Origin of the sequence: Pantoea anthophila (assembly GCF_026104315.1) — a bacterium.
GTDB lineage: Bacteria > Pseudomonadota > Gammaproteobacteria > Enterobacterales > Enterobacteriaceae > Pantoea > Pantoea anthophila.
In genome coordinates this window covers 2,828,435-2,846,874 of record NZ_CP110473.1, presented here as the reverse complement: position 1 = coordinate 2,846,874, position 18,440 = coordinate 2,828,435, and the positions used below count along the sequence as shown (strand labels likewise).

Below are 18,440 nucleotides of genomic sequence, written 5' to 3'. Positions count from 1 at the left end.
GGACGGCAATAAGAGAAGGATAGAAGCAATGCAGGATAATCAGTTTGATGTGGTGATTGTCGGGGGAGGCATGGTGGGTGCTGCGCTGGCCTGCGGACTGACGCAGCAGCGTTTCCGCGTGGCGGTCATTGAACGCGCCGAACCCGCCCCCTTTGATGCCGACAGCGATCCCGATCTGCGCATTTCAGCGATCGGTTCCTCCTCGGTGGCGTTACTGAAGCAGCTCAGCGTCTGGCCGCGGGTAGAAGCGATGCGAAGCGCCCCTTATCGCAGGCTGGAAACCTGGGAGTGGCAGACGGCGCAGGTGAGTTTCGATGCCGCCTCGCTGGGATTGCCGGAGCTGGGCTTCATGGTCGAGAACAGCGTTCTTCAGCGCGCGTTGTGGGAAGAGATGCAGTCGCGGGATGTGACCTGCTACTGCCCGGCCACGCTGGAAAATCTGCAGCCGGAAAACGGCGGCTGGCGCGTCGACCTGAGCGATGGCGTGACCCTGCATACCCGGCTGGTGATCGGCGCCGATGGGGCCAATTCGCAGGTGCGGCAGATGGCCGGCATCGGGATTCATGGCTGGAGCTATGCGCAGTCCTGTTTACTGATCAGCGTGACCTGTGAACATCCGGCAGGCGATGCCACCTGGCAGCACTTCACTCCTCAGGGGCCACGCGCCTTTTTGCCGCTGTATGACAACCGGGCCTCGCTGGTCTGGTATGACGCACCGGCAAGAGTCCGTCAGCTTCAGGCGATGCCGATGGCTCAGCTGGAAAAAGAGATTGCCAGTCACTTCCCGGCGCGGCTGGGACGTTTTAAAGCCCACGCGGCGGGCAGTTTCCCGCTGGTGCGCCGTCACGCGTCGCAGTATGTGCTGCCGGGGCTGGCGCTGGTTGGCGATGCGGCGCACACCATCAATCCGCTGGCCGGGCAGGGCGTTAATCTGGGCTATCGCGATATTGATGCGTTGATTGATGTGCTGGTCAGCGCGCGCGATGCGGCGGAAGAGTGGGCCTCTGAGCGGGTGCTGCAGCGTTATCACCGCAAGCGCCGCCGCGACAACATGCTGATGCAGGGGGGGATGGATCTCTTCTACTTCGCCTTCAGCAATCAGCTGGCTCCGCTGCGGTTTGCACGAAATCTCGGTTTGATCGCCGCCGAACATTCCGGGGTACTGAAGCGGCAGGTGCTGCGCTACGCGCTGGGATTGTAACAGAGAGGCGGTCTGGCTCACCGCAGGGTGGGTCAGCCGTCAGAAAGGCAGAGGACAAAAACAACAAAGCCCGCAAAAGCGGGCCTGTTGTGCAATTTGGCTGGGGTGCAGGGATTCGAACCCCGGAATGCTGGTATCAGAAACCAGTGCCTTACCGCTTGGCGACACCCCAATAATGGTGTTTTTCAAATTGTCTTTGTATGGCTGGGGTGCAGGGATTCGAACCCCGGAATGCTGGTATCAGAAACCAGTGCCTTACCGCTTGGCGACACCCCAATTATATGGTGGCTACGACGGGAATCGAACCTGTGACCCCAGCATTATGAGTGCTGTGCTCTAACCAGCTGAGCTACGTAGCCAAATTGTACTGCATTTTAATGATGGCTGGGATACCTGGATTCGAACCAGGGAATGCCGGTATCAAAAACCGGTGCCTTACCGCTTGGCGATATCCCATTCGTCCGTTCTCAGCATCGAGAATCATCAAAATTGGCTGGGATACCTGGATTCGAACCAGGGAATGCCGGTATCAAAAACCGGTGCCTTACCGCTTGGCGATATCCCATCCACGCTGCCGAATAATGAAATGGTGCGGGAGGCGAGACTTGAACTCGCACACCTTGCGGCGCCAGAACCTAAATCTGGTGCGTCTACCAATTTCGCCACTCCCGCAAAAAAAGATGGTGGCTACGACGGGAATCGAACCTGTGACCCCAGCATTATGAGTGCTGTGCTCTAACCAGCTGAGCTACGTAGCCATCTTTTTTTCGCGTTACCTTCATCGGCGTTGCGGGGCGCATTATGCGGAGTTGACCTGACAGCGTCAACAATTTTTTTACCGATTTTTGCCTGGTTATGGCTGTTTGCGTGGCTTATAACCAGCATGGCGGTTTATTCGGCAATTTTTCAGTGAATACAACGCTAATCGTCAAAAAAATGGGCCGCAGCGGGCCCATTCTGACCGTGCTCAGTCGGCTTATTGATAGGCTGACTGATGCACACCAACGGCACGACCTGATGGATCGTTCATGTTTTTAAACGCCTCGTCCCACTCGATCGCTTTGGCTGACGAACAGGCTACTGATGGACCGCCTGGCACACACTCCGCGGCGCTGGCCAGCGGGAACAGCTCTTCAAAGATCTCACGGTAGAGATAGGCTTCCTTCGACCCCGGCGTGTTGTGCGGGAAGCGGAAGTGAGCGGTTGCCAGCTGCTGGTCGCTGATTTGCTTCGCAGCCACCTCTTTCAGCGAGTCAATCCAGCTGTAACCGACGCCATCTGAGAACTGCTCTTTCTGACGCCACGCCACGCTTTCCGGCAGGTAGGAGGAGAAACATTCACGCAGAATGTGCTTCTCCATTTTGCCGTTGCTGCCACACATTTTATCTTCCGGGTTGATACGCATCGCCACATCCAGGAATTTTTTATCCAGGAACGGCACGCGGGCCTCAACGCCCCAGGCGGACATCGCTTTGTTGGCGCGGGCACAGTCGAACATATGCAGGGCCTGCAGTTTACGCACGTTTTCTTCGTGGAACTCTTTAGCGTTGGGGGCTTTATGGAAGTAAAGGTAGCCGCCGAACACTTCATCTGCGCCTTCGCCTGACAGCACCATCTTGATGCCCATTGCCTTGATTTTACGCGACATTAAGTACATCGGCGTGGAGGCACGGATGGTGGTGACGTCATAGGTTTCAATGTGATAAATCACATCGCGAATCGCATCCAGACCTTCCTGCACGGTGAAATGAATCTCATGGTGCACGGTGCCCAGATGTTCCGCCACGGCTTTCGCCGCTTTCAGATCGGGTGAGCCTTCCAGCCCGACAGCAAAGGAGTGAAGCTGTGGCCACCACGCATCACTTTTATCCTGGTCTTCAACACGCTTTGCCGCAAAACGTTTGGTCACGGCGGAAATGATGGAGGAGTCCAGACCGCCCGACAGCAGCACACCGTAAGGCACATCTGACATCAGGTGACTTTTCACAGACTCTTCCAGCGCATGCTTCAGGCCGGCCGCATCGGTGGTGTTGTGCTCAACGTTTTTATATTCCATCCAGTCACGCTGCCAGTAACGACGGATTTCGCCATCGGTGCTGGAGAGGTAGCTTCCCGGCGGAAACTCTTTAATCGAACGGCAGACCGGTACCAGCGCTTTCATTTCTGACGCGACATAGAGGTTGCCATGCTCATCGTTACCCATATAGAGCGGGATAATACCGATATGGTCACGGCCAATCAGATACGTGTTTTTGACGCTGTCGTAGAGGATAAAGGCGAACATGCCTTCCAGGTCATCAAGGAAGTCGACCCCTTTCTCCTGATAGAGCGCCAGAATCACTTCACAGTCAGAACCGGTCTGAAACGCATAGCGATCGCTGAGTTCCGCGCGCAGCGCCTGATGGTTATAAATTTCGCCGTTGACTGCCAGGACATGGGTGTGGTCGGCGTTGTACAGCGGCTGTGCGCCGTTGTTAACGTCAACAATTGAGAGACGTTCATGCGCCAGGATGGCATGGTCATCAGCGTAGACGCCTGACCAGTCCGGGCCGCGATGACGCATTAAGCGTGAACATTCCAGCGCCTTTTTGCGCAGCTCAACAGGATCGCTTTTCAGATCCAGCACACCAAAAATTGAACACATAACTGACTCCTGAGCTCACCTTACGGCGATGTTATCTTTTAGGTTTGTCCGGCAGCCTGACGCTGCGTGATAGATAAGAAAATGCGCTATTTGGTGCCGTCAATGCAAGAGGAATCGTGATTTACTGATAAAAATATTGATCACATGACGATAAAATTGAATAAACGATAATTTAATGGCTTATTTGTTGTTGGATCCGCAATGAAATGCATTTTTTGAGCAAAAATCAGGCGGCAAACAAGGGCTAAAAGCGGAGAAAAAGGGGAGACGCATCACAATTCAGCCGGATGCGTCATAAGCAAACTGAATCAGAACAGGTCAATATCGGCAACAGAGGGATAGATCCAGTCCGGGCGGAACGGCATCGCGTCAATATCGCTCAGGGTGGAAACGCCAGAGAGCACCAGCACCGTCTCCAGACCCGCCTGGAAACCGGCCAGAATATCGGTGCGCAGGTTATCGCCGACGATGACCGTCTCTTCGGAGTGAGCCTGCATTTTGTTCAGCGCGGCACGCATGATGTAAGGGCTTGGTTTGCCCACAACAAAGGGGCTGCGGCCGGATATCTTCTCAATCCCCGCACAGAGTGCGCCACAGGCGGGAATAAACCCACGCGCATGGGTATCGGGATTGGTGGCAATAAAGCGAGCGCCGTTGGCAACAAAGAAGGCCGCTTTATGCATCATGTCCCAGTTAAAGGAGCGGGTCTCTCCGACAATCACAAAGTCGGGATTCACATCGGTAATGGTAAAGCCTGCTTTGTAGAGTTCATGAATCAGCGCCCCCTCACCAATCACATACGCCTTTTTGCCCTCCTGACGGCGCAGGAAGTCCGCGGTGGCCATTGCCGAGGTGTAGAAGACGGAATCGGGCACCTCAACGCCTGCTGAGGCAAAACGATTAGCCAGATCCTGCTCAGTCTGCGAAGGGTAGTTGGTCAGCACCACCAGCGGCATCTCTTTGGCCAGAATGCGCTGCAGAAATTCCTGTGCGCCGGGAACGGCCGTGTTGTCGTGCATCAGCACGCCATCGATATCACAAATTACGCTTTTTATGGTCATAGTCAGATCCGGTGTGGCCCGCCACAGCAGCGGGTGAGCTTAATCTTCCAGAAGGTGTTGCAGCAGAATGCCGTTAAGCATGGCACGTTTAGCCAGCGCAAAGGCACCAATCGCAGAACGATGATCCAGTGTCGAACGAACAACCGGCAGATGCTTACGGAAGGCCTCTAATGCCTGGGTATTGATGCAGCCCTCAATCGCGGGCAGCAGCACTTTTTCTGCTTCGGTAATCTCTCCCGCCAGCACCACTTTTTGTGGATTAAACAGGTTGATGGCGATGGCAATCGCTTTGCCGAGATAGCGCCCCACGTGCTCGATCACTTCACAGGCCAGGGCATCACCCTGATTCGCCGCTTTGCAGATGTGAGGCATCTGGCACGCCTCCAGCGTCAGCACACTGGGGTAGCCCTGATTCAGCAGGTGACGCACACGGTTTTCAATGGCGCCATTGGCAGCAATGGTTTCCAGGCAGCCAAAATTACCGCAGTGGCAGCGTTCGCCTAACGGATCGACCTGAATGTGGCCGATCTCGCCGACGTTACCGTTACTGCCGAGAAAAATATGGCCGTTGGCGATAATGCCTGCACCGGTCCCCCGGTGTAACCGCACCAGAATTGAGTCAGCACAGTCGCGGCTTGCACCGAAGTAGTGCTCGGCCAGCGCCAGACTGCGGATATCGTGACCCACAAAACTGGTGACGTTAAAGCGTTTCTTCAGGCTGGCGACCAGCGGCCAGTGGCTGACAGCGATGTGCGGCATATAGCGAATCACGCCGTTAATCGGGTCGACCAGGCCGGGCAGGATCACGGAAATGGCGATCAGCTCGCGGATTTTACGCTGGTGCTGCTCGATGAAGCCGCTGATGGCATTAAACAGCGCATGCTCCAGCGTCTCCTGGGTGCGTTCCGGCAGCGCATAATCCTCCTGCGCCAGCGATTTGCCGCTGAGGTCAAACAGCGTAAGGGTGGCATCGTGACGGCCGAGCCGGACGCCGATAGTCTGGAAGTGGCGGGTTTCAGTGATAATCGAGATAGCGCGGCGACCACCGGTAGACGCCTGCTGGTCTACCTCTTTGATCAGGCCGCGCTCAATCAACTGGCGGGTAATTTTCGTGACGCTGGCGGGGGCGAGCTGACTAAGTTCGGCAATCTGAATGCGCGATATCGGCCCCTGTTGATCAATCAGCCGGTAAACCGCTGCGCTATTAAGTTGCTTAACTAGATCGACATTTCCTATTTGTGACTGGCCGCCAGTGGTCATTCAGTGCTTACTCGCTCAGGACGTCGTCTCCGTTGACAAACGTCTTAATGATTTTAAAGTCGCGCGTAAACACAGTCAGGTTCGCGATTTTTCCTGCTTCGATCGAGCCTAACTGTTTTTCCACGCCCATCGCCCGTGCCGGGTAGAGTGATGCCATGCGCAATGCTTCGTCCAGTGCGATACCCACATGCTCGACGCTGTTCTGTACCGCTTCAATCATCGTCAGGGCTGAACCACTGAGTGTGCCGTTTTCGTCAACACAGAGCCCGTCACGATAATAGATTGTTTTGCCAGCAAAAATAAACTCACTGATTGCCGCGCCCGCCGGTGCGGTGGCATCCGTTACCAGCACCAGCTTGTCGCCTTTTATGCGTTTAGCATTGCGCACGTTAGCGTAATGTACATGTAAACCATCCGCAATAATGCCGCAGTATACATCAGGCGAATCAAACAGCGCACCGATAAGCCCCGGTTCACGACCGGCAAAGGCGGGCATCGCGTTGTAGAGGTGTGTCGCAAAACTCACGCCAGCCGAGAAGCCCGCTTTCGCCTCTTCATAGGTTGCACTGGAGTGACCGGCAGACACAATGATTCCGGCGTCAGTCAGCTGTCGAATCACCTCGCGACCGGCATTCTCCGGCGCCAGCGTCACTTTGGTGATGACATCGGCGTTGTCACACAGATACTGCACCATCGCCGCATCCGGCAGGCGAATCAGCGCCGGATCGTGGGTGCCTTTCTTCGCCTTGCTGAGCCACGGGCCTTCCAGATGCAGACCCAGCGCCTGATGCTGATGTTTTTGCAGATAGGCGCGCATGGTTTCGATGGCCCGCTTCATCAGGGCATCGCTGCTGGTGATCAGCGTCGGTAAAAAGCTGGTGCAGCCCGATTTCTCATTGGCGCGCTGCATGATCTCCAGCGTTTCAACGCTGAGCGCATCAATGTCGTCATTAAACTGCACGCCACCACAGCCGTTAAGCTGGAGATCGATAAAGCCTGGCGCAATGATGGCACCCGCCACATCCCGCAATTCAACATCCGCCGCAACCGCTTCACGCGGGCAGACGTGCGCAATCTGCGTCCCGTCAACCACGACCGCGTAGTTATCCAGAATCTCATGACCGCTGTAGATGCGACCGTTGACTAATGCGTACATCTCTCTTCTCCCGTCCTGGCCTGCTGTCACGCAGCGTAACAGCAGGGCATGACAATGTTCTGTTACACGCCTTTCATATTTTCCGCTTCCATTTCGCGGAAATATTTCACGGTTTTCACTTTCAGTTCCATGGTGGCCGGCTCATCACACACCACCACCGATTTTGCGTGCAGCTGCAGGCAGCTGATGGTCCACATATGGTTGACGTTGCCTTCAACCGCCGCCTGCAGGGCCTGCGCTTTAACATGGCCGGTAACCAGAATCATCACTTCCTCTGCATCCAGCAGCGTGCCGACGCCGACCGTCAGCGCGTATTTAGGCACCTGGTCAACGTCGCCGTTGAAGAAGCGAGAGTTCGCCACGCGGGTATCATGGGTCAGGGTTTTAATGCGGGTTCGCGAAGCCAGCGACGAAGCCGGTTCGTTAAAGGCGATATGGCCGTCGTTACCGACACCCCCCATAAACAGGTGAATTTTACCCAGCGCGCGAATTTTCTCTTCGTACTGACGACATTCTGCGTCAATATCGGGTGCATTACCATTCAGCAGATTGATATTTTCCGGTTGAATATCAACGTGATCGAAGAAATTACGATACATGAAGCTGTGATAGCTCTCCGGATGCTCTTTTGGCAGGCCCACATATTCATCCATATTGAACGTCACAACATGCTTAAAACTGACCTGGCCCGCTTTGTGCATATCAATCAGGTGTTTGTATGCCTCCAGTGGCGTGCCGCCGGTAGGCAGACCCAAAACGAAAGGTTTTTCCGCCGTCGGGTTAAACGCGTTAATGCGGTTAACGATATGTCGGGCGGCCCATTTGCCGACCTGGGTTGGCGTCGCTAAAGGAATCAGTCTCATGTTTCACCTCATTTGAAATGGAAAGGGGATCGCTGAACCGTTGCGTAAATCATCAGCCTGAACAGATTTTTTTATTCTCGCCACGGCCGGAGCGCAATTCAATATTTCGGATCATAAAATAAGTTTGCATTCATAGCCAGATGTTGCAGTGTGACCCGATGTTTTTTAGTGATAAAAGTCACATATGTCGGGGTTTTAATTTGCGAGGCGAATTAATTTGTCATTACACTTCGCTGCGTGACATGCAGTGTATTCACGAACTTTGCAGCTGACATAACAACATTAAGCGGCGCAAAGCGACAAGTCAGGCTCATAGGGGGAAGGTCCATGTTAAGTTATTTACAGAAGGTAGGGCGGGCACTGATGGTGCCGGTTGCCACCCTGCCAGCGGCAGCGATACTTATGGGGGTAGGGTACTACCTCGATCCCGTCAGCTGGGGTGCAGATAACGCGCTGGCGGCGTTGCTGATCAAGTCCGGTGCGGCGATTATTGAGCACATGTCAGTCCTGTTTGCGATCGGTATCGCCTACGGCATGTCGAAAGACAAAGATGGCGCGGCGGCCCTCACCGGCTTTGTTGGCTTCCTGGTGGTCACCACGCTCTGCTCACCAGCCGCTGTCTCAATGATTCAGAAAATTCCTTTGGCTCAGGTGCCTGCTGCCTTTGGCAAAATCGAAAACCAGTTTGTCGGCATTCTGGTCGGTATTCTCTCGGCAGAAGTCTATAACCGCTTCAGCCACGTCGAACTGCCTAAGGCGCTCTCTTTCTTCAGCGGACGCCGGCTGGTGCCGATTCTCGTTTCGTTCCTGATGATCTTCGTCGCCTTTATCCTGATGTATATCTGGCCGGTGGTGTTCAATGGTCTGGTAGGCTTTGGCGAGCATATCCAGAAGCTTGGCTCGGTCGGAGCCGGTATTTACGCCTTCTTTAACCGTCTGCTGATTCCGGTCGGTCTGCATCACGCTCTGAACTCCGTGTTCTGGTTTGATGTGGCCGGGATTAATGACATTCCTAAATTCCTCGGCGGTGCACAATCACTGGCGGATGGGTCGGCCACCGTGGGCATTACCGGTCGCTATCAGGCGGGCTTCTTCCCGATCATGATGTTTGGTCTGCCTGGTGCTGCGCTGGCTATCTATCACTGCGCGCGTCCTGAGAATCGCGTCAAAGTGGGCAGTATCATGCTGGCCGCTGCGTTTGCCGCCTTCTTTACCGGTATCACCGAACCGCTGGAGTTCTCCTTCATGTTCGTGGCACCGGTGCTCTATCTGATCCACGCCGTACTGACCGGTATTTCTGTCTTCATCGCCGCAAGCATGCACTGGATCGCCGGATTTGGTTTCAGCGCCGGGCTGGTGGATATGTTCCTCTCCACCCGTAACCCGCTGGCGACCCACTGGTACATGCTGATCCCGCAGGGGCTGGTGTTCTTCGTTATCTATTACGTGGTCTTCCGCTTCACCATCAAAAAATTCAATCTGTTGACCCCTGGCCGCGAGCTGGCGGTGGCCGGTGATGAAAGCGATGGGTATGACGTCAACGTGGACAACAGTGATAACGGTGAAAGCGCCACGGAATCCCTGGCACGTCGCTACATCGGTGCAGTCGGTGGCTCCGCTAACCTGACCAGCATTGACGCCTGCATCACCCGTCTGCGTCTGAACGTGAACGATTCGGCTCAGGTCAACGAGAGCGTGGCGAAGCGTCTGGGCGCGTCCGGCGTTATCCGTCTGAATAAACAGAGCGTGCAGATCATTGTCGGCACCCAGGCCGAAGGCATCGCCTCCGCCATGAAAAAAGTGCTGGCTAAAGGCCCGGTCGCGGCTGCTGCATCCGGTACGACGCCAGCGGCAGAGCCGGAGGTTAAACCGCAGGCCGTGCTGAACAGCGAGAAGCGCGTTATTGCGACGCTGCTGGCACCGGTAACGGGAGAGGTCGTGGCACTGGATGCGGTTCCGGATGAAGCCTTTGCCAGCAAAGCGGTAGGCGACGGGCTGGCCATCAAACCCAGCGACAAATGGGTTGTGGCACCCATTGCCGGAACGCTGGTGAAAATCTTCAATACCAATCATGCGTTCTGTCTGGAAACCGACAACGGTGTCGAGATCGTGGTTCACATGGGACTCGATACCGTGGCGCTGGACGGAAAAGGCTTTACCCGACTGGCGGAAGAGGGAGCCAGCGTGGTAGCCGGTCAGCCGGTGCTGGAGATGGATCTTGAATTCCTGAACGCGAATGCCCGCTCGATGGTGAGTCCGGTGGTGGTCAGCAATAGCGAAGATTTCGCGGGTCTGACACGCCTGGCCCACGGTCCGGTCGTCGCAGGTGAAACTCCGCTGTATGAAGTGAAAGGCTAATCCCCGCAACAGAACCCCACAGGCAGGAAGCGATTCCTGCCTTTTTTGTTTTAAAGGCTTAACAAACGGTTGTTTCCCTCAGACGCTTTGTGGATCATACTCCGTTACTTCGTGGTACAAATCACCCGTTATTCGTATTGAGGATTTTTGAGATGAGTGAGGCTGAAGCCCGCCCAACTAACTTTATTCGTCAGATCATTGACGAAGATTTGGCGAGCGGTAAGCACAGCAGCGTGCATACCCGTTTTCCGCCGGAGCCCAATGGCTATCTGCACATTGGTCATGCGAAATCGATCTGTCTGAATTTTGGCATCGCCCAGGATTATCAGGGGCAATGCAACCTGCGTTTCGACGATACCAATCCTGTTAAAGAGGATATGGAATTCGTTGAATCCATCAAGCGTGACGTCCAGTGGCTGGGTTTTGAGTGGAGCGGTGAAGTCTGCTACTCATCAGACTATTTCGATCAGCTCTACAACTATGCCGTTGAGCTGATTACCAAAGGGCTGGCTTACGTTGATGAGCTGAGCCCGGATCAGATTCGCGAATATCGTGGCACCCTGAAAGAGCCGGGCAAAAACAGCCCGTATCGCGATCGCAGCGTGGAAGAGAACCTGGCGCTGTTTGAAAAAATGCGAAACGGTGGCTTTGCGGAAGGCACGGCCTGTCTGCGCGCCAAAATCGATATGGCTTCGAACTTCATCGTTATGCGCGATCCGGTGCTTTACCGCATCAAGTTTGCGGAACATCACCAGACCGGCAACAAGTGGTGCATCTACCCGATGTATGACTTTACCCACTGCATTTCCGATGCGCTGGAAGGCATTACGCACTCGCTCTGTACGCTGGAGTTCCAGGACAACCGCCGTCTTTATGACTGGGTGCTGGACAACATCACGATTCCGGTTCATCCGCGCCAGTATGAGTTCTCGCGCCTGAATCTGGAGTATGCGGTGATGTCAAAACGCAAACTCACTCAGCTGGTGACCGAGAAGCACGTAGAAGGGTGGGATGATCCACGTATGCTGACCGTTTCAGGTCTGCGCCGTCGTGGTTACACCGCGGCTTCTATCCGTGAGTTCTGCCGTCGTATTGGCGTGACCAAGCAGGATAACATCGTCGAGATGGCGTCACTGGAATCCTGCATCCGTGATGATCTGAACGAAAATGCGCCACGCGCGATGGCAGTACTCGATCCCCTGAAAGTGGTGATCGAAAACCTGCCCGCCGGTCACAACGAGGTCATCACCATGCCTAACCATCCGGGTAAACCGGAGATGGGCACGCGTGAAGTGCCGTTCAGCCGTGAGATCTGGATTGACCGTGCAGATTTCCGCGAAGAGGCGAACAAACAATATAAGCGTCTGGTTCTGGGCAAAGAAGTCCGTCTGCGCAACGCCTATGTGATCCGTGCAGAGCGGGTAGCCAAAGATGAAGCGGGCAACATTACCTGCATCTACTGCACCAGCGATGTGGATACCCTGAGCAAAGATCCGGCCGATGGCCGCAAGGTGAAGGGGGTGATTCACTGGGTGTCTGTGGATCATGCGCAGCCTGCCGAGTTCCGCCTCTATGACCGGCTGTTCAGCGTACCGAATCCGGCGGCGGCTGAAGATTTCCTGGCGGTGATCAACCCTGATTCACTGAGCATCAAAAATGGCTTTGTCGAACCGAGCCTGCGCGATGTGGAAGCGGTCACCCCGTTCCAGTTTGAGCGTGAGGGCTATTTCTGCGCCGACAGCGTTTACTCTAAACCGACGCAGCTGGTGTTTAACCGCACCGTAGGGCTTCGCGATACCTGGGCTAAAACGGGCGAATAATCGTTTAGGGCTGACCTCATAAAATGACAAAAGGGCGATTAATCGCCCTTTTTTATTGCCCCTGTGTTGAGAATTGCCGACGTTTATTCTGGCTTAACGCAAATCCTGCCCGGACTGCCTTGTGAGAGAAATCTGAGTTTAAAAAAATTAATCAATTTCAGGATGTGAATTGTCCGCTTTCAGGTAGGCTATGCGCTCTAAGGGGTAGCAAAGCGGGTTATATAAGGAAAAAAAATGCCAGTCCTCGCTCAGGAAGCCAAACACAGTGTCGTCGTTTTACATCAGCTCATTGAACGTATTTTTAATCAGCCTGCCGGATCGGATGACAGCTTTGAGCTGATGATGTCCTTTTTCCATCCTGATTTCCGCATGGTGACGCCAAAAGGTAAAGAGTACGATCTTAACGCGGTCGAAGAGCTGTTCCGACAGCTGCAGGGGCAGCGGGAAGGGATGCGAATTGCGACCTGTGAGCACGTCATCCTTTCTCATCACGAAAATGAGATCACCGTGCAGTATCGTGAGATGCAGATGCTGAATGGTAATAACCAGAGCCGTATTTCGCTGGCGATTCTGGATTGCAGCAGCTCGAATCCACGCTGGCGTTATCTGCAGGAGACGCTGGTGGCCTGAGGGTTCAGCAGAGCACAGACGAAAAAAAACCGGTCACGTAACCGGTTTTTTTATTTCCGCCCGCCAGATTACTGGTCGTGCAGGGTCTCATCTTCACGGCAGTCGCCCAGCGTACAGTGTCCGTACAGATAGAGGCTGTGGTTGGTCAGCTTGATGCCATGGCGGGTCGCGATTTCACGCTGACGCGTTTCGATGGATTCATCGCTGAACTCGATAACCTTGCCACAGTCCAGGCAGATCAGGTGATCGTGGTGATGCTGCTGCGTCAGTTCGAAAACGGATTTGCCGCCTTCAAAGTTGTGACGGGTCACAATACCGGCGTCGTCGAACTGGTTCAGCACGCGGTAAACGGTGGCCAGGCCAATCTCTTCGCCGATGTCGATCAGGCGTTTATACAAATCTTCCGCGCTGACGTGATGGCACTCAGGTTCCTGAAGCACTTCCAGAATTTTCAGTCTGGGCAGTGTCACTTTCAGGCCAGCCTTCTTTAATGCGGTGTTGTTGTCAGTCATGCGGATTTTGTCCTGTTACTAATATTCACTTTTGTGGCTTGTCGCCTTGAATGTCGATCTGTGCTCATTCGCATTTGCGTCTCATTATAGAGCTCAGGGGATGAAATGAAAACCTGAGGGCCGTGAATCATCATGGGCGATGGGGGAAGCTTCACCGGGCCGGGGAGGATTCTGGCAGAGGTTTTTCAGCACATCACTGCGTCATACCGCCTGAGCTAATACGCGGAAGATCGATGCGGGTATTCTACAGATTAAACGAAGAAAGTTAAAAAAATGTGGCTATTATTTCTATAGGAAATTCCATTGCCTCAATGTGAGCTGGCGCTCACATTGAGGCGGGGCGCATCAGGCTTCGATGATCTCTTTCAGCTGCAGTTCATCAAAAATCTGCTTAACCCACTGATCGACGCGCTGGCTGGTCAGCTCAGGCTGACGATCTTCGTCAATGGCCAGGCCCAGGAAGTGCGTCTCATCAGCCAGACCTTTTGAGGCTTCGAAATGGTAGCCTTCTGTTGGCCAGTGACCCACGATAACGGCGCCGTGCGGCTCGATAATGTCGCGGATTGTGCCCATCGCATCACAGAAATATTCAGCGTAATCTTCCTGGTCGCCACAGCCAAACAGGGCAACCAGCTTGCCGTTGAAATCGATCTCTTCCAGCGTCGGGAAGAAGTCATCCCAGTCGCACTGCGCTTCACCGTAGTACCAGGTCGGGATGCCCAGCAGCAGGATATCAAACGCTTCCAGGTCTTCTTTTGTACTTTTCGCGATGTCATGCACTTCTGCAACATCTTTACCCAGCTGTTTCTGGATCATTTTTGCAATGTTTTCGGTGTTGCCGGTATCGCTGCCAAAGAAGATGCCTACGAGTGCCATGAGTAAAATAACCTCTTAAATCCTGATAATGAGATGTGTGCCGCAGCACATTTCTGCGAATAATAGCAGACGAGACAAACCCGCGGAACGGTTAAAGCCTCGACATTTGCTCCTGCGTGCGATTTGCCCGCATCAATCCAGTTTGAGCTGCGCCAGCAGCATCTGTTCAATCAGTTCGCTGCGGCTGAGATTACGCTGCGCGGCCAGCGAATTGAGTGCATCGACGGCCTCACTGTTCATTTTCAGTTCGACACGACGCAGTCCGCGCCCTTTGTCACGTTTCAGTTGATTGCGCTTATTAATGCGCAGCTGTTCATCACGCGAAAGCGGACTGGTTTTGGGGCGACCCGGGCGGCGCTCATCAGCAAACAGATCGAGCGTCGTGCGGTCAGTGTGTTCTTTTGCCATGGCTTAGTAAAACTGAATGGGTGCGGGCGCCAGACGCTCACCGCGCAGATTATAAATTATTGGCCGTTGCCGCAGAAAAATCGACCTGCGGCAAAATTTTAGCGCGCCATCATACTGCACGCTTACTCCGGACGCCAATCCTAAACCTTTACTGCCATCTATTTGCTTTTAAAGCGCAAAAAAGCGCCGCACACTGCGCAAAACGGCATCGGGCTTCTCAGCATGGACCCAGTGGCCCGCACCGCCGATCACGTGGGCCTGCGCCGCCGGGAACTGCTGAAGTAACGCATCGCGATAGCGGTTATCCAGGTAACTGGAGTCGCCGCCGCGGATAAAGAGAGCCGGATGAGGCCAGGCGGGAACAGGCTGCCAGCCAGAAAGGGTAGGGTAGTTATCCCACAGCACCGGCACGTTAAAGCGCCATTGCCCGTCATGAAATGACTTCAGCAGGAACTGAATGACCCCTTCTTCTTCAATCACCGGCCGCATAATGCGGGCCGCCTCGCTGCGCAGCGTCACGCCCGCCTCTGAGACGGCGCGAATACCGGCAAAGATCAGGTCGTGACGCCGGGTCTGATAATCGACCGGCGCGATATCGATCATCACCAGCCGCTCAATGCGATCCGGCACCAGCGCGCTCATGGTCATGGCGATTTTACCGCCCATCGAATGACCGATGACCGCGACGCGATCGATGCCGTGCGCATCCAGCGTATCGACCATATCCTGCGCCATTACAGCGTAGTTCATCTCCTCCGATCGCGGCGAGAGTCCATGGTTACGGACATCCACCTGCAGCAGCGGCCCGGCATCTTTCAGGCCACGGGCCAGCACGCCGAGGTTATCCAGACTGCCAAACAGACCGTGAATAAGCAGGATGGGCAGAGAATCAGCAGGGGATTGTTCAGTTTGCAGACGGGCGTTCAAAATCATAGCAAAGTTCTTAAGTTTGAGACCTGAGCTTAGGTTATCATGGTTTCACCTTTTCAGGCGCGCCGGTTCCGGCGGCATTAGGACATATTCTGACTTTTGCCCGTAAACCGTTTGATTGCTAACAACCCGCCTGAATTTAACTTTATAATCCTCATGTTAGAACCCGCACATCCGTTGAATTGTCTGACTATACTCAGGGCTTTTCAGGAAAGAGGTGGTTCTGTCATGAGAAAGAACCGTACGGAATAAGATGAAAACGATCGAAGTTGACGAAGAGCTCTACCGTTATATTGCCAGCCACACGCAGCACATTGGTGAAAGCGCATCTGACATTCTGCGTCGTATGCTGAAGTTTACGGCCGGTCAGACGGCACCCGCTTCGCCGGCTCAGCCTGCCTCAAAAGATGCAGCGAAAGAGGCGCCGTCTGCGCCTGTGGGTTCGCGCCCGCAGGACCGTGTGCGCGCGATGCGTGAGCTGCTGCTCTCCGATGAATATGCGGAGCAGAAGCGGGCGGTCAATCGCTTTATGCTCGTTTTGTCAACGCTCTATCGTCTTGATACCGCAGCCTTTGCTGAGGCCACTGCATCGCTGCAGGGCCGCACCCGCGTCTACTTTGCAGGTGATGAGCATACGCTGTTGCAGAATGGCACCCATACTAAGCCGAAGCATGTGCCCGGCACGCCGTACTGGGTGATCACCAACACCAATACCGGCCGTAAATGCAGCATGATCGAACACATCATGCTGTCGATGCAGTTCCCTGCGGAACTCACCGAAAAAGTTTGCGGCACCATCTAAAACTTAAGCGTCAGGGAGCAGCGCCGATGGCCAATCACCCACGTGCCGGGCAACCCGCCCAGCAGAGCGATTTGATTAACGTTGCACAATTAACGTCACAATATTATGTCCTGCAGCCCGATGTGGCGAACCCGGAACATGCGGTGAAATTTGGCACCTCTGGCCATCGCGGCAGTGCAGGGCGTCAAAGCTTCAACGAGATGCACATTCTGGCGATTGCACAGGCGATTGCGGAAGAGCGTAAAAAGAACGGCATCACCGGGCCTTGCTACGTCGGCAAAGATACGCACGCGCTCTCTGAGCCGGCAATCCTGTCGGTGCTGGAAGTGCTGGCAGCGAATGGCGTTGACGTGATTGTGCAGCAGGACAATGGCTATACGCCGACCCCTGCCATCTCAAATGCGATCCTTGAGCACAACAAATCGGGTGGCCCGCTGGCTGACGGCATCGTGATTACGCCGTCCCATAACCCACCGGAAGATGGCGGCATCAAGTACAACCCACCGAATGGCGGACCGGCTGATACCAACGTCACCAAAGTGGTGGAAGATCGCGCTAATCAGCTGATCAAAGATGGCCTGAAAGAGGTTAAGCGTCTGCCACTGGAGCAGGCACTGGCCAGCGGTCATGTGGTCGAGAAAGATTTGATTCAGCCTTACGTTGAAGGCCTGGCCGAAATTATCGATTTCCCGGCTATCCAGAAAGCGGGCCTGAAGCTGGGCGTTGATCCGCTTGGTGGTTCAGGTATCGCCTACTGGCAGCGCATTGCGGAACACTACAAGCTGGATCTGACGCTAGTCAATGACGCGGTCGATCAGACTTTCCGCTTTATGCATCTGGATAAAGATGGCGTGGTGCGCATGGACTGCTCGTCTGAAAGCGCCATGGCAGGCCTGCTGGCTTACCGCGACAAGTTTGATCTGGCATTCGGTAACGATCCCGATTATGACCGTCACGGCATTGTGACCCCGGCGGGTCTGATGAATCCCAACCACTATCTGGCTGTGGCGATTAACTACCTGTTCCAGCATCGTCCGCAGTGGGGCCAGGACGTTGCCGTCGGCAAAACGCTGGTTTCCAGCGCCATGATTGACCGTGTGGTTAATGACATTGGTCGCAAGCTGGTGGAAGTGCCGGTCGGCTTCAAGTGGTTTGTTGATGGTCTGTATGACGGCAGCTTCGGCTTCGGTGGCGAAGAGAGCGCGGGTGCCTCATTCCTGCGTTTCGATGGTACGCCGTGGTCAACGGACAAAGATGGCATCATCATGTGTCTGCTGGCGGCTGAGATTACTGCCGTGACCGGTAAAAACCCTCAGCAGCATTACGATGAGCTGGCTGCACGCTTTGGTGCGCCGAGCTACAACCGTCTGCAGGCATCAGCGACTTCCGCGCAGAAAGCGGCGCTGTCGAAGCTCTCTCCTGAGATGGTCAGCGCGGATACGCTGGCAGGTGACCCGATCACCGCTCGCCTGACGGCAGCACCGGGCAATGGCGCATCCATTGGCGGTCTGAAAGTGATGACGGAGAACGGCTGGTTTGCGGCCCGTCCGTCAGGCACTGAAGACGCCTACAAGATTTACTGTGAAAGCTTCCTGGGCGCAGAACACCGCGCGCAGATCGAGAAAGAAGCAGTAGAGATTGTCAGCGAAGTGCTGAAAAACGCCTGATCCGTCGGGCAATGAAAAGGCGCCGTGGGTGCCTCAGAGTAAGTGACAAGGCGCGGTTCTCATTGCTGTGAGGCCGTGCAGCTCAGGGAACACGGACAGATCGGAAAGACGCAAAAGCCGTCATCCATGACAGGCTCGGCCCGCGCCATCCCTGGCGCGGGACGCTTTCCTCTTCTGTCCGTGTTCCCTGCGCCTTGAGCCTGAGTATTGCGGTCAGATTGATCCGACCTGGGCTTTGTCTGCTTTCTGCAG

15 protein-coding genes and 7 tRNA genes are annotated in these 18,440 nt (G+C 54.7%); 6 read left to right on the top strand and 16 right to left on the bottom strand.

Translation table 11 applies throughout. The features are described 5' to 3' along the window. Window positions 1–28: 28 nt before the first annotated feature. Window positions 29–1,201 carry a 3-demethoxyubiquinol 3-hydroxylase gene (ubiF, locus tag OJ965_RS15810; protein ID WP_046101415.1) on the top strand — a complete coding sequence of 391 codons (1,173 nt, stop codon included), beginning with the start codon at window positions 29–31 and terminating at the stop codon, window positions 1,199–1,201. A 97-nt stretch (window positions 1,202–1,298) separates the two neighbouring features. On the opposite strand, the gene OJ965_RS15805 is transcribed toward ubiF, so the two are convergent. From OJ965_RS15805 to nagB, 12 genes are all read right to left on the bottom strand, one after another. Then, window positions 1,299–1,373, bottom strand: a tRNA-Gln gene (locus OJ965_RS15805). A gap of 29 nt (window positions 1,374–1,402) precedes the next feature. After that, window positions 1,403–1,477: transfer RNA gene (locus OJ965_RS15800), tRNA-Gln, on the bottom strand. 6 nt (window positions 1,478–1,483) lie between these two features. After that, window positions 1,484–1,560: transfer RNA gene (locus tag OJ965_RS15795), tRNA-Met, on the bottom strand. A 22-nt stretch (window positions 1,561–1,582) separates the two neighbouring features. Then, a tRNA-Gln gene (locus OJ965_RS15790) sits at window positions 1,583–1,657 on the bottom strand. 34 nt (window positions 1,658–1,691) lie between these two features. Then, window positions 1,692–1,766, bottom strand: a tRNA-Gln gene (locus OJ965_RS15785). Window positions 1,767–1,788: 22 nt separating this feature from the next. Further along, window positions 1,789–1,873, bottom strand: a tRNA-Leu gene (locus OJ965_RS15780). Window positions 1,874–1,882: 9 nt separating this feature from the next. After that, window positions 1,883–1,959: transfer RNA gene (locus OJ965_RS15775), tRNA-Met, on the bottom strand. 218 nt (window positions 1,960–2,177) lie between these two features. Then, window positions 2,178–3,845, bottom strand: a complete 1,668-nt coding sequence (gene asnB, locus OJ965_RS15770) for an asparagine synthase B (RefSeq protein ID WP_009091468.1) — start codon at window positions 3,843–3,845, stop codon at window positions 2,178–2,180. Between the two features lie 308 nt (window positions 3,846–4,153). Further along, complete coding sequence (locus OJ965_RS15765; protein WP_009091467.1) at window positions 4,154–4,906, bottom strand: HAD-IIA family hydrolase; 753 nt, start codon at window positions 4,904–4,906, stop codon at window positions 4,154–4,156. A gap of 39 nt (window positions 4,907–4,945) precedes the next feature. After that, window positions 4,946–6,166, bottom strand: a complete 1,221-nt coding sequence (gene nagC, locus OJ965_RS15760) for a DNA-binding transcriptional regulator NagC (RefSeq protein ID WP_046101417.1) — start codon at window positions 6,164–6,166, stop codon at window positions 4,946–4,948. Between the two features lie 7 nt (window positions 6,167–6,173). After that, entirely contained in the window at window positions 6,174–7,322 is a 1,149-nt protein-coding gene (gene nagA / locus OJ965_RS15755; protein WP_046101418.1) for an N-acetylglucosamine-6-phosphate deacetylase, read from the bottom strand. Between the two features lie 62 nt (window positions 7,323–7,384). After that, the gene (gene nagB, locus OJ965_RS15750; protein WP_009091462.1) at window positions 7,385–8,185 is read right to left on the bottom strand and encodes a glucosamine-6-phosphate deaminase; all 801 of its coding nucleotides are present in this window, start codon (window positions 8,183–8,185) and stop codon (window positions 7,385–7,387) included. A gap of 327 nt (window positions 8,186–8,512) precedes the next feature. On the opposite strand from nagB, the gene nagE reads away from it, so the two are divergent. From nagE to OJ965_RS15735, 3 genes are all read left to right on the top strand, one after another. Continuing rightward, window positions 8,513–10,543, top strand: a complete 2,031-nt coding sequence (nagE, locus tag OJ965_RS15745) for an N-acetylglucosamine-specific PTS transporter subunit IIBC (RefSeq protein WP_265136956.1) — start codon at window positions 8,513–8,515, stop codon at window positions 10,541–10,543. A gap of 152 nt (window positions 10,544–10,695) precedes the next feature. Then, window positions 10,696–12,363, top strand: coding sequence for a glutamine--tRNA ligase (glnS, locus tag OJ965_RS15740; RefSeq protein ID WP_265136954.1), 1,668 nt, complete (start codon window positions 10,696–10,698; stop codon window positions 12,361–12,363). 234 nt (window positions 12,364–12,597) lie between these two features. Then, a complete protein-coding gene (locus OJ965_RS15735) occupies window positions 12,598–12,993 on the top strand; it encodes a hypothetical protein (protein WP_009091456.1) in 396 nt (131 codons plus the stop codon). Between the two features lie 68 nt (window positions 12,994–13,061). On the opposite strand, the gene fur is transcribed toward OJ965_RS15735, so the two are convergent. The 4 genes from fur to ybfF form a co-directional block, all read right to left on the bottom strand. Further along, window positions 13,062–13,505, bottom strand: coding sequence for a ferric iron uptake transcriptional regulator (gene fur, locus OJ965_RS15730; RefSeq protein ID WP_009091454.1), 444 nt, complete (start codon window positions 13,503–13,505; stop codon window positions 13,062–13,064). A gap of 345 nt (window positions 13,506–13,850) precedes the next feature. Beyond that, complete coding sequence (gene fldA, locus OJ965_RS15725) at window positions 13,851–14,381, bottom strand: flavodoxin FldA (RefSeq protein ID WP_009091452.1); 531 nt, start codon at window positions 14,379–14,381, stop codon at window positions 13,851–13,853. A gap of 132 nt (window positions 14,382–14,513) precedes the next feature. Next, window positions 14,514–14,789, bottom strand: coding sequence for a LexA regulated protein (gene ybfE, locus OJ965_RS15720; RefSeq protein ID WP_009091450.1), 276 nt, complete (start codon window positions 14,787–14,789; stop codon window positions 14,514–14,516). A gap of 168 nt (window positions 14,790–14,957) precedes the next feature. Beyond that, entirely contained in the window at window positions 14,958–15,722 is a 765-nt protein-coding gene (ybfF, locus tag OJ965_RS15715; protein ID WP_009091448.1) for an esterase, read from the bottom strand. A 250-nt stretch (window positions 15,723–15,972) separates the two neighbouring features. On the opposite strand from ybfF, the gene seqA reads away from it, so the two are divergent. Next, the gene (seqA, locus tag OJ965_RS15710; RefSeq protein ID WP_009091446.1) at window positions 15,973–16,521 is read left to right on the top strand and encodes a replication initiation negative regulator SeqA; all 549 of its coding nucleotides are present in this window, start codon (window positions 15,973–15,975) and stop codon (window positions 16,519–16,521) included. Between the two features lie 26 nt (window positions 16,522–16,547). Further along, on the top strand, window positions 16,548–18,188 hold the full coding sequence (gene pgm / locus OJ965_RS15705; RefSeq protein WP_009091443.1) for a phosphoglucomutase (alpha-D-glucose-1,6-bisphosphate-dependent): 1,641 nt from the start codon (window positions 16,548–16,550) through the stop codon (window positions 18,186–18,188). Window positions 18,189–18,440: the final 252 nt, after the last annotated feature.

Coding starts and splice junctions, on each gene's coding strand:
- nagB (WP_009091462.1), bottom strand. CDS start 8,185: ATGAGACTGATTCCTTTAGCGACGCCAACCCAGGTCGGCAAATGGGCC.
- nagC (WP_046101417.1), bottom strand. CDS start 6,166: ATGACCACTGGCGGCCAGTCACAAATAGGAAATGTCGATCTAGTTAAG.
- nagE (WP_265136956.1), top strand. CDS start 8,513: ATGTTAAGTTATTTACAGAAGGTAGGGCGGGCACTGATGGTGCCGGTT.
- seqA (WP_009091446.1), top strand. CDS start 15,973: ATGAAAACGATCGAAGTTGACGAAGAGCTCTACCGTTATATTGCCAGC.
- ybfF (WP_009091448.1), bottom strand. CDS start 15,722: ATGATTTTGAACGCCCGTCTGCAAACTGAACAATCCCCTGCTGATTCT.
- fur (WP_009091454.1), bottom strand. CDS start 13,505: ATGACTGACAACAACACCGCATTAAAGAAGGCTGGCCTGAAAGTGACA.
- ybfE (WP_009091450.1), bottom strand. CDS start 14,789: ATGGCAAAAGAACACACTGACCGCACGACGCTCGATCTGTTTGCTGAT.
- OJ965_RS15765 (WP_009091467.1), bottom strand. CDS start 4,906: ATGACCATAAAAAGCGTAATTTGTGATATCGATGGCGTGCTGATGCAC.
- pgm (WP_009091443.1), top strand. CDS start 16,548: ATGGCCAATCACCCACGTGCCGGGCAACCCGCCCAGCAGAGCGATTTG.
- fldA (WP_009091452.1), bottom strand. CDS start 14,381: ATGGCACTCGTAGGCATCTTCTTTGGCAGCGATACCGGCAACACCGAA.
- nagA (WP_046101418.1), bottom strand. CDS start 7,322: ATGTACGCATTAGTCAACGGTCGCATCTACAGCGGTCATGAGATTCTG.
- glnS (WP_265136954.1), top strand. CDS start 10,696: ATGAGTGAGGCTGAAGCCCGCCCAACTAACTTTATTCGTCAGATCATT.
- OJ965_RS15735 (WP_009091456.1), top strand. CDS start 12,598: ATGCCAGTCCTCGCTCAGGAAGCCAAACACAGTGTCGTCGTTTTACAT.
- asnB (WP_009091468.1), bottom strand. CDS start 3,845: ATGTGTTCAATTTTTGGTGTGCTGGATCTGAAAAGCGATCCTGTTGAG.
- ubiF (WP_046101415.1), top strand. CDS start 29: ATGCAGGATAATCAGTTTGATGTGGTGATTGTCGGGGGAGGCATGGTG.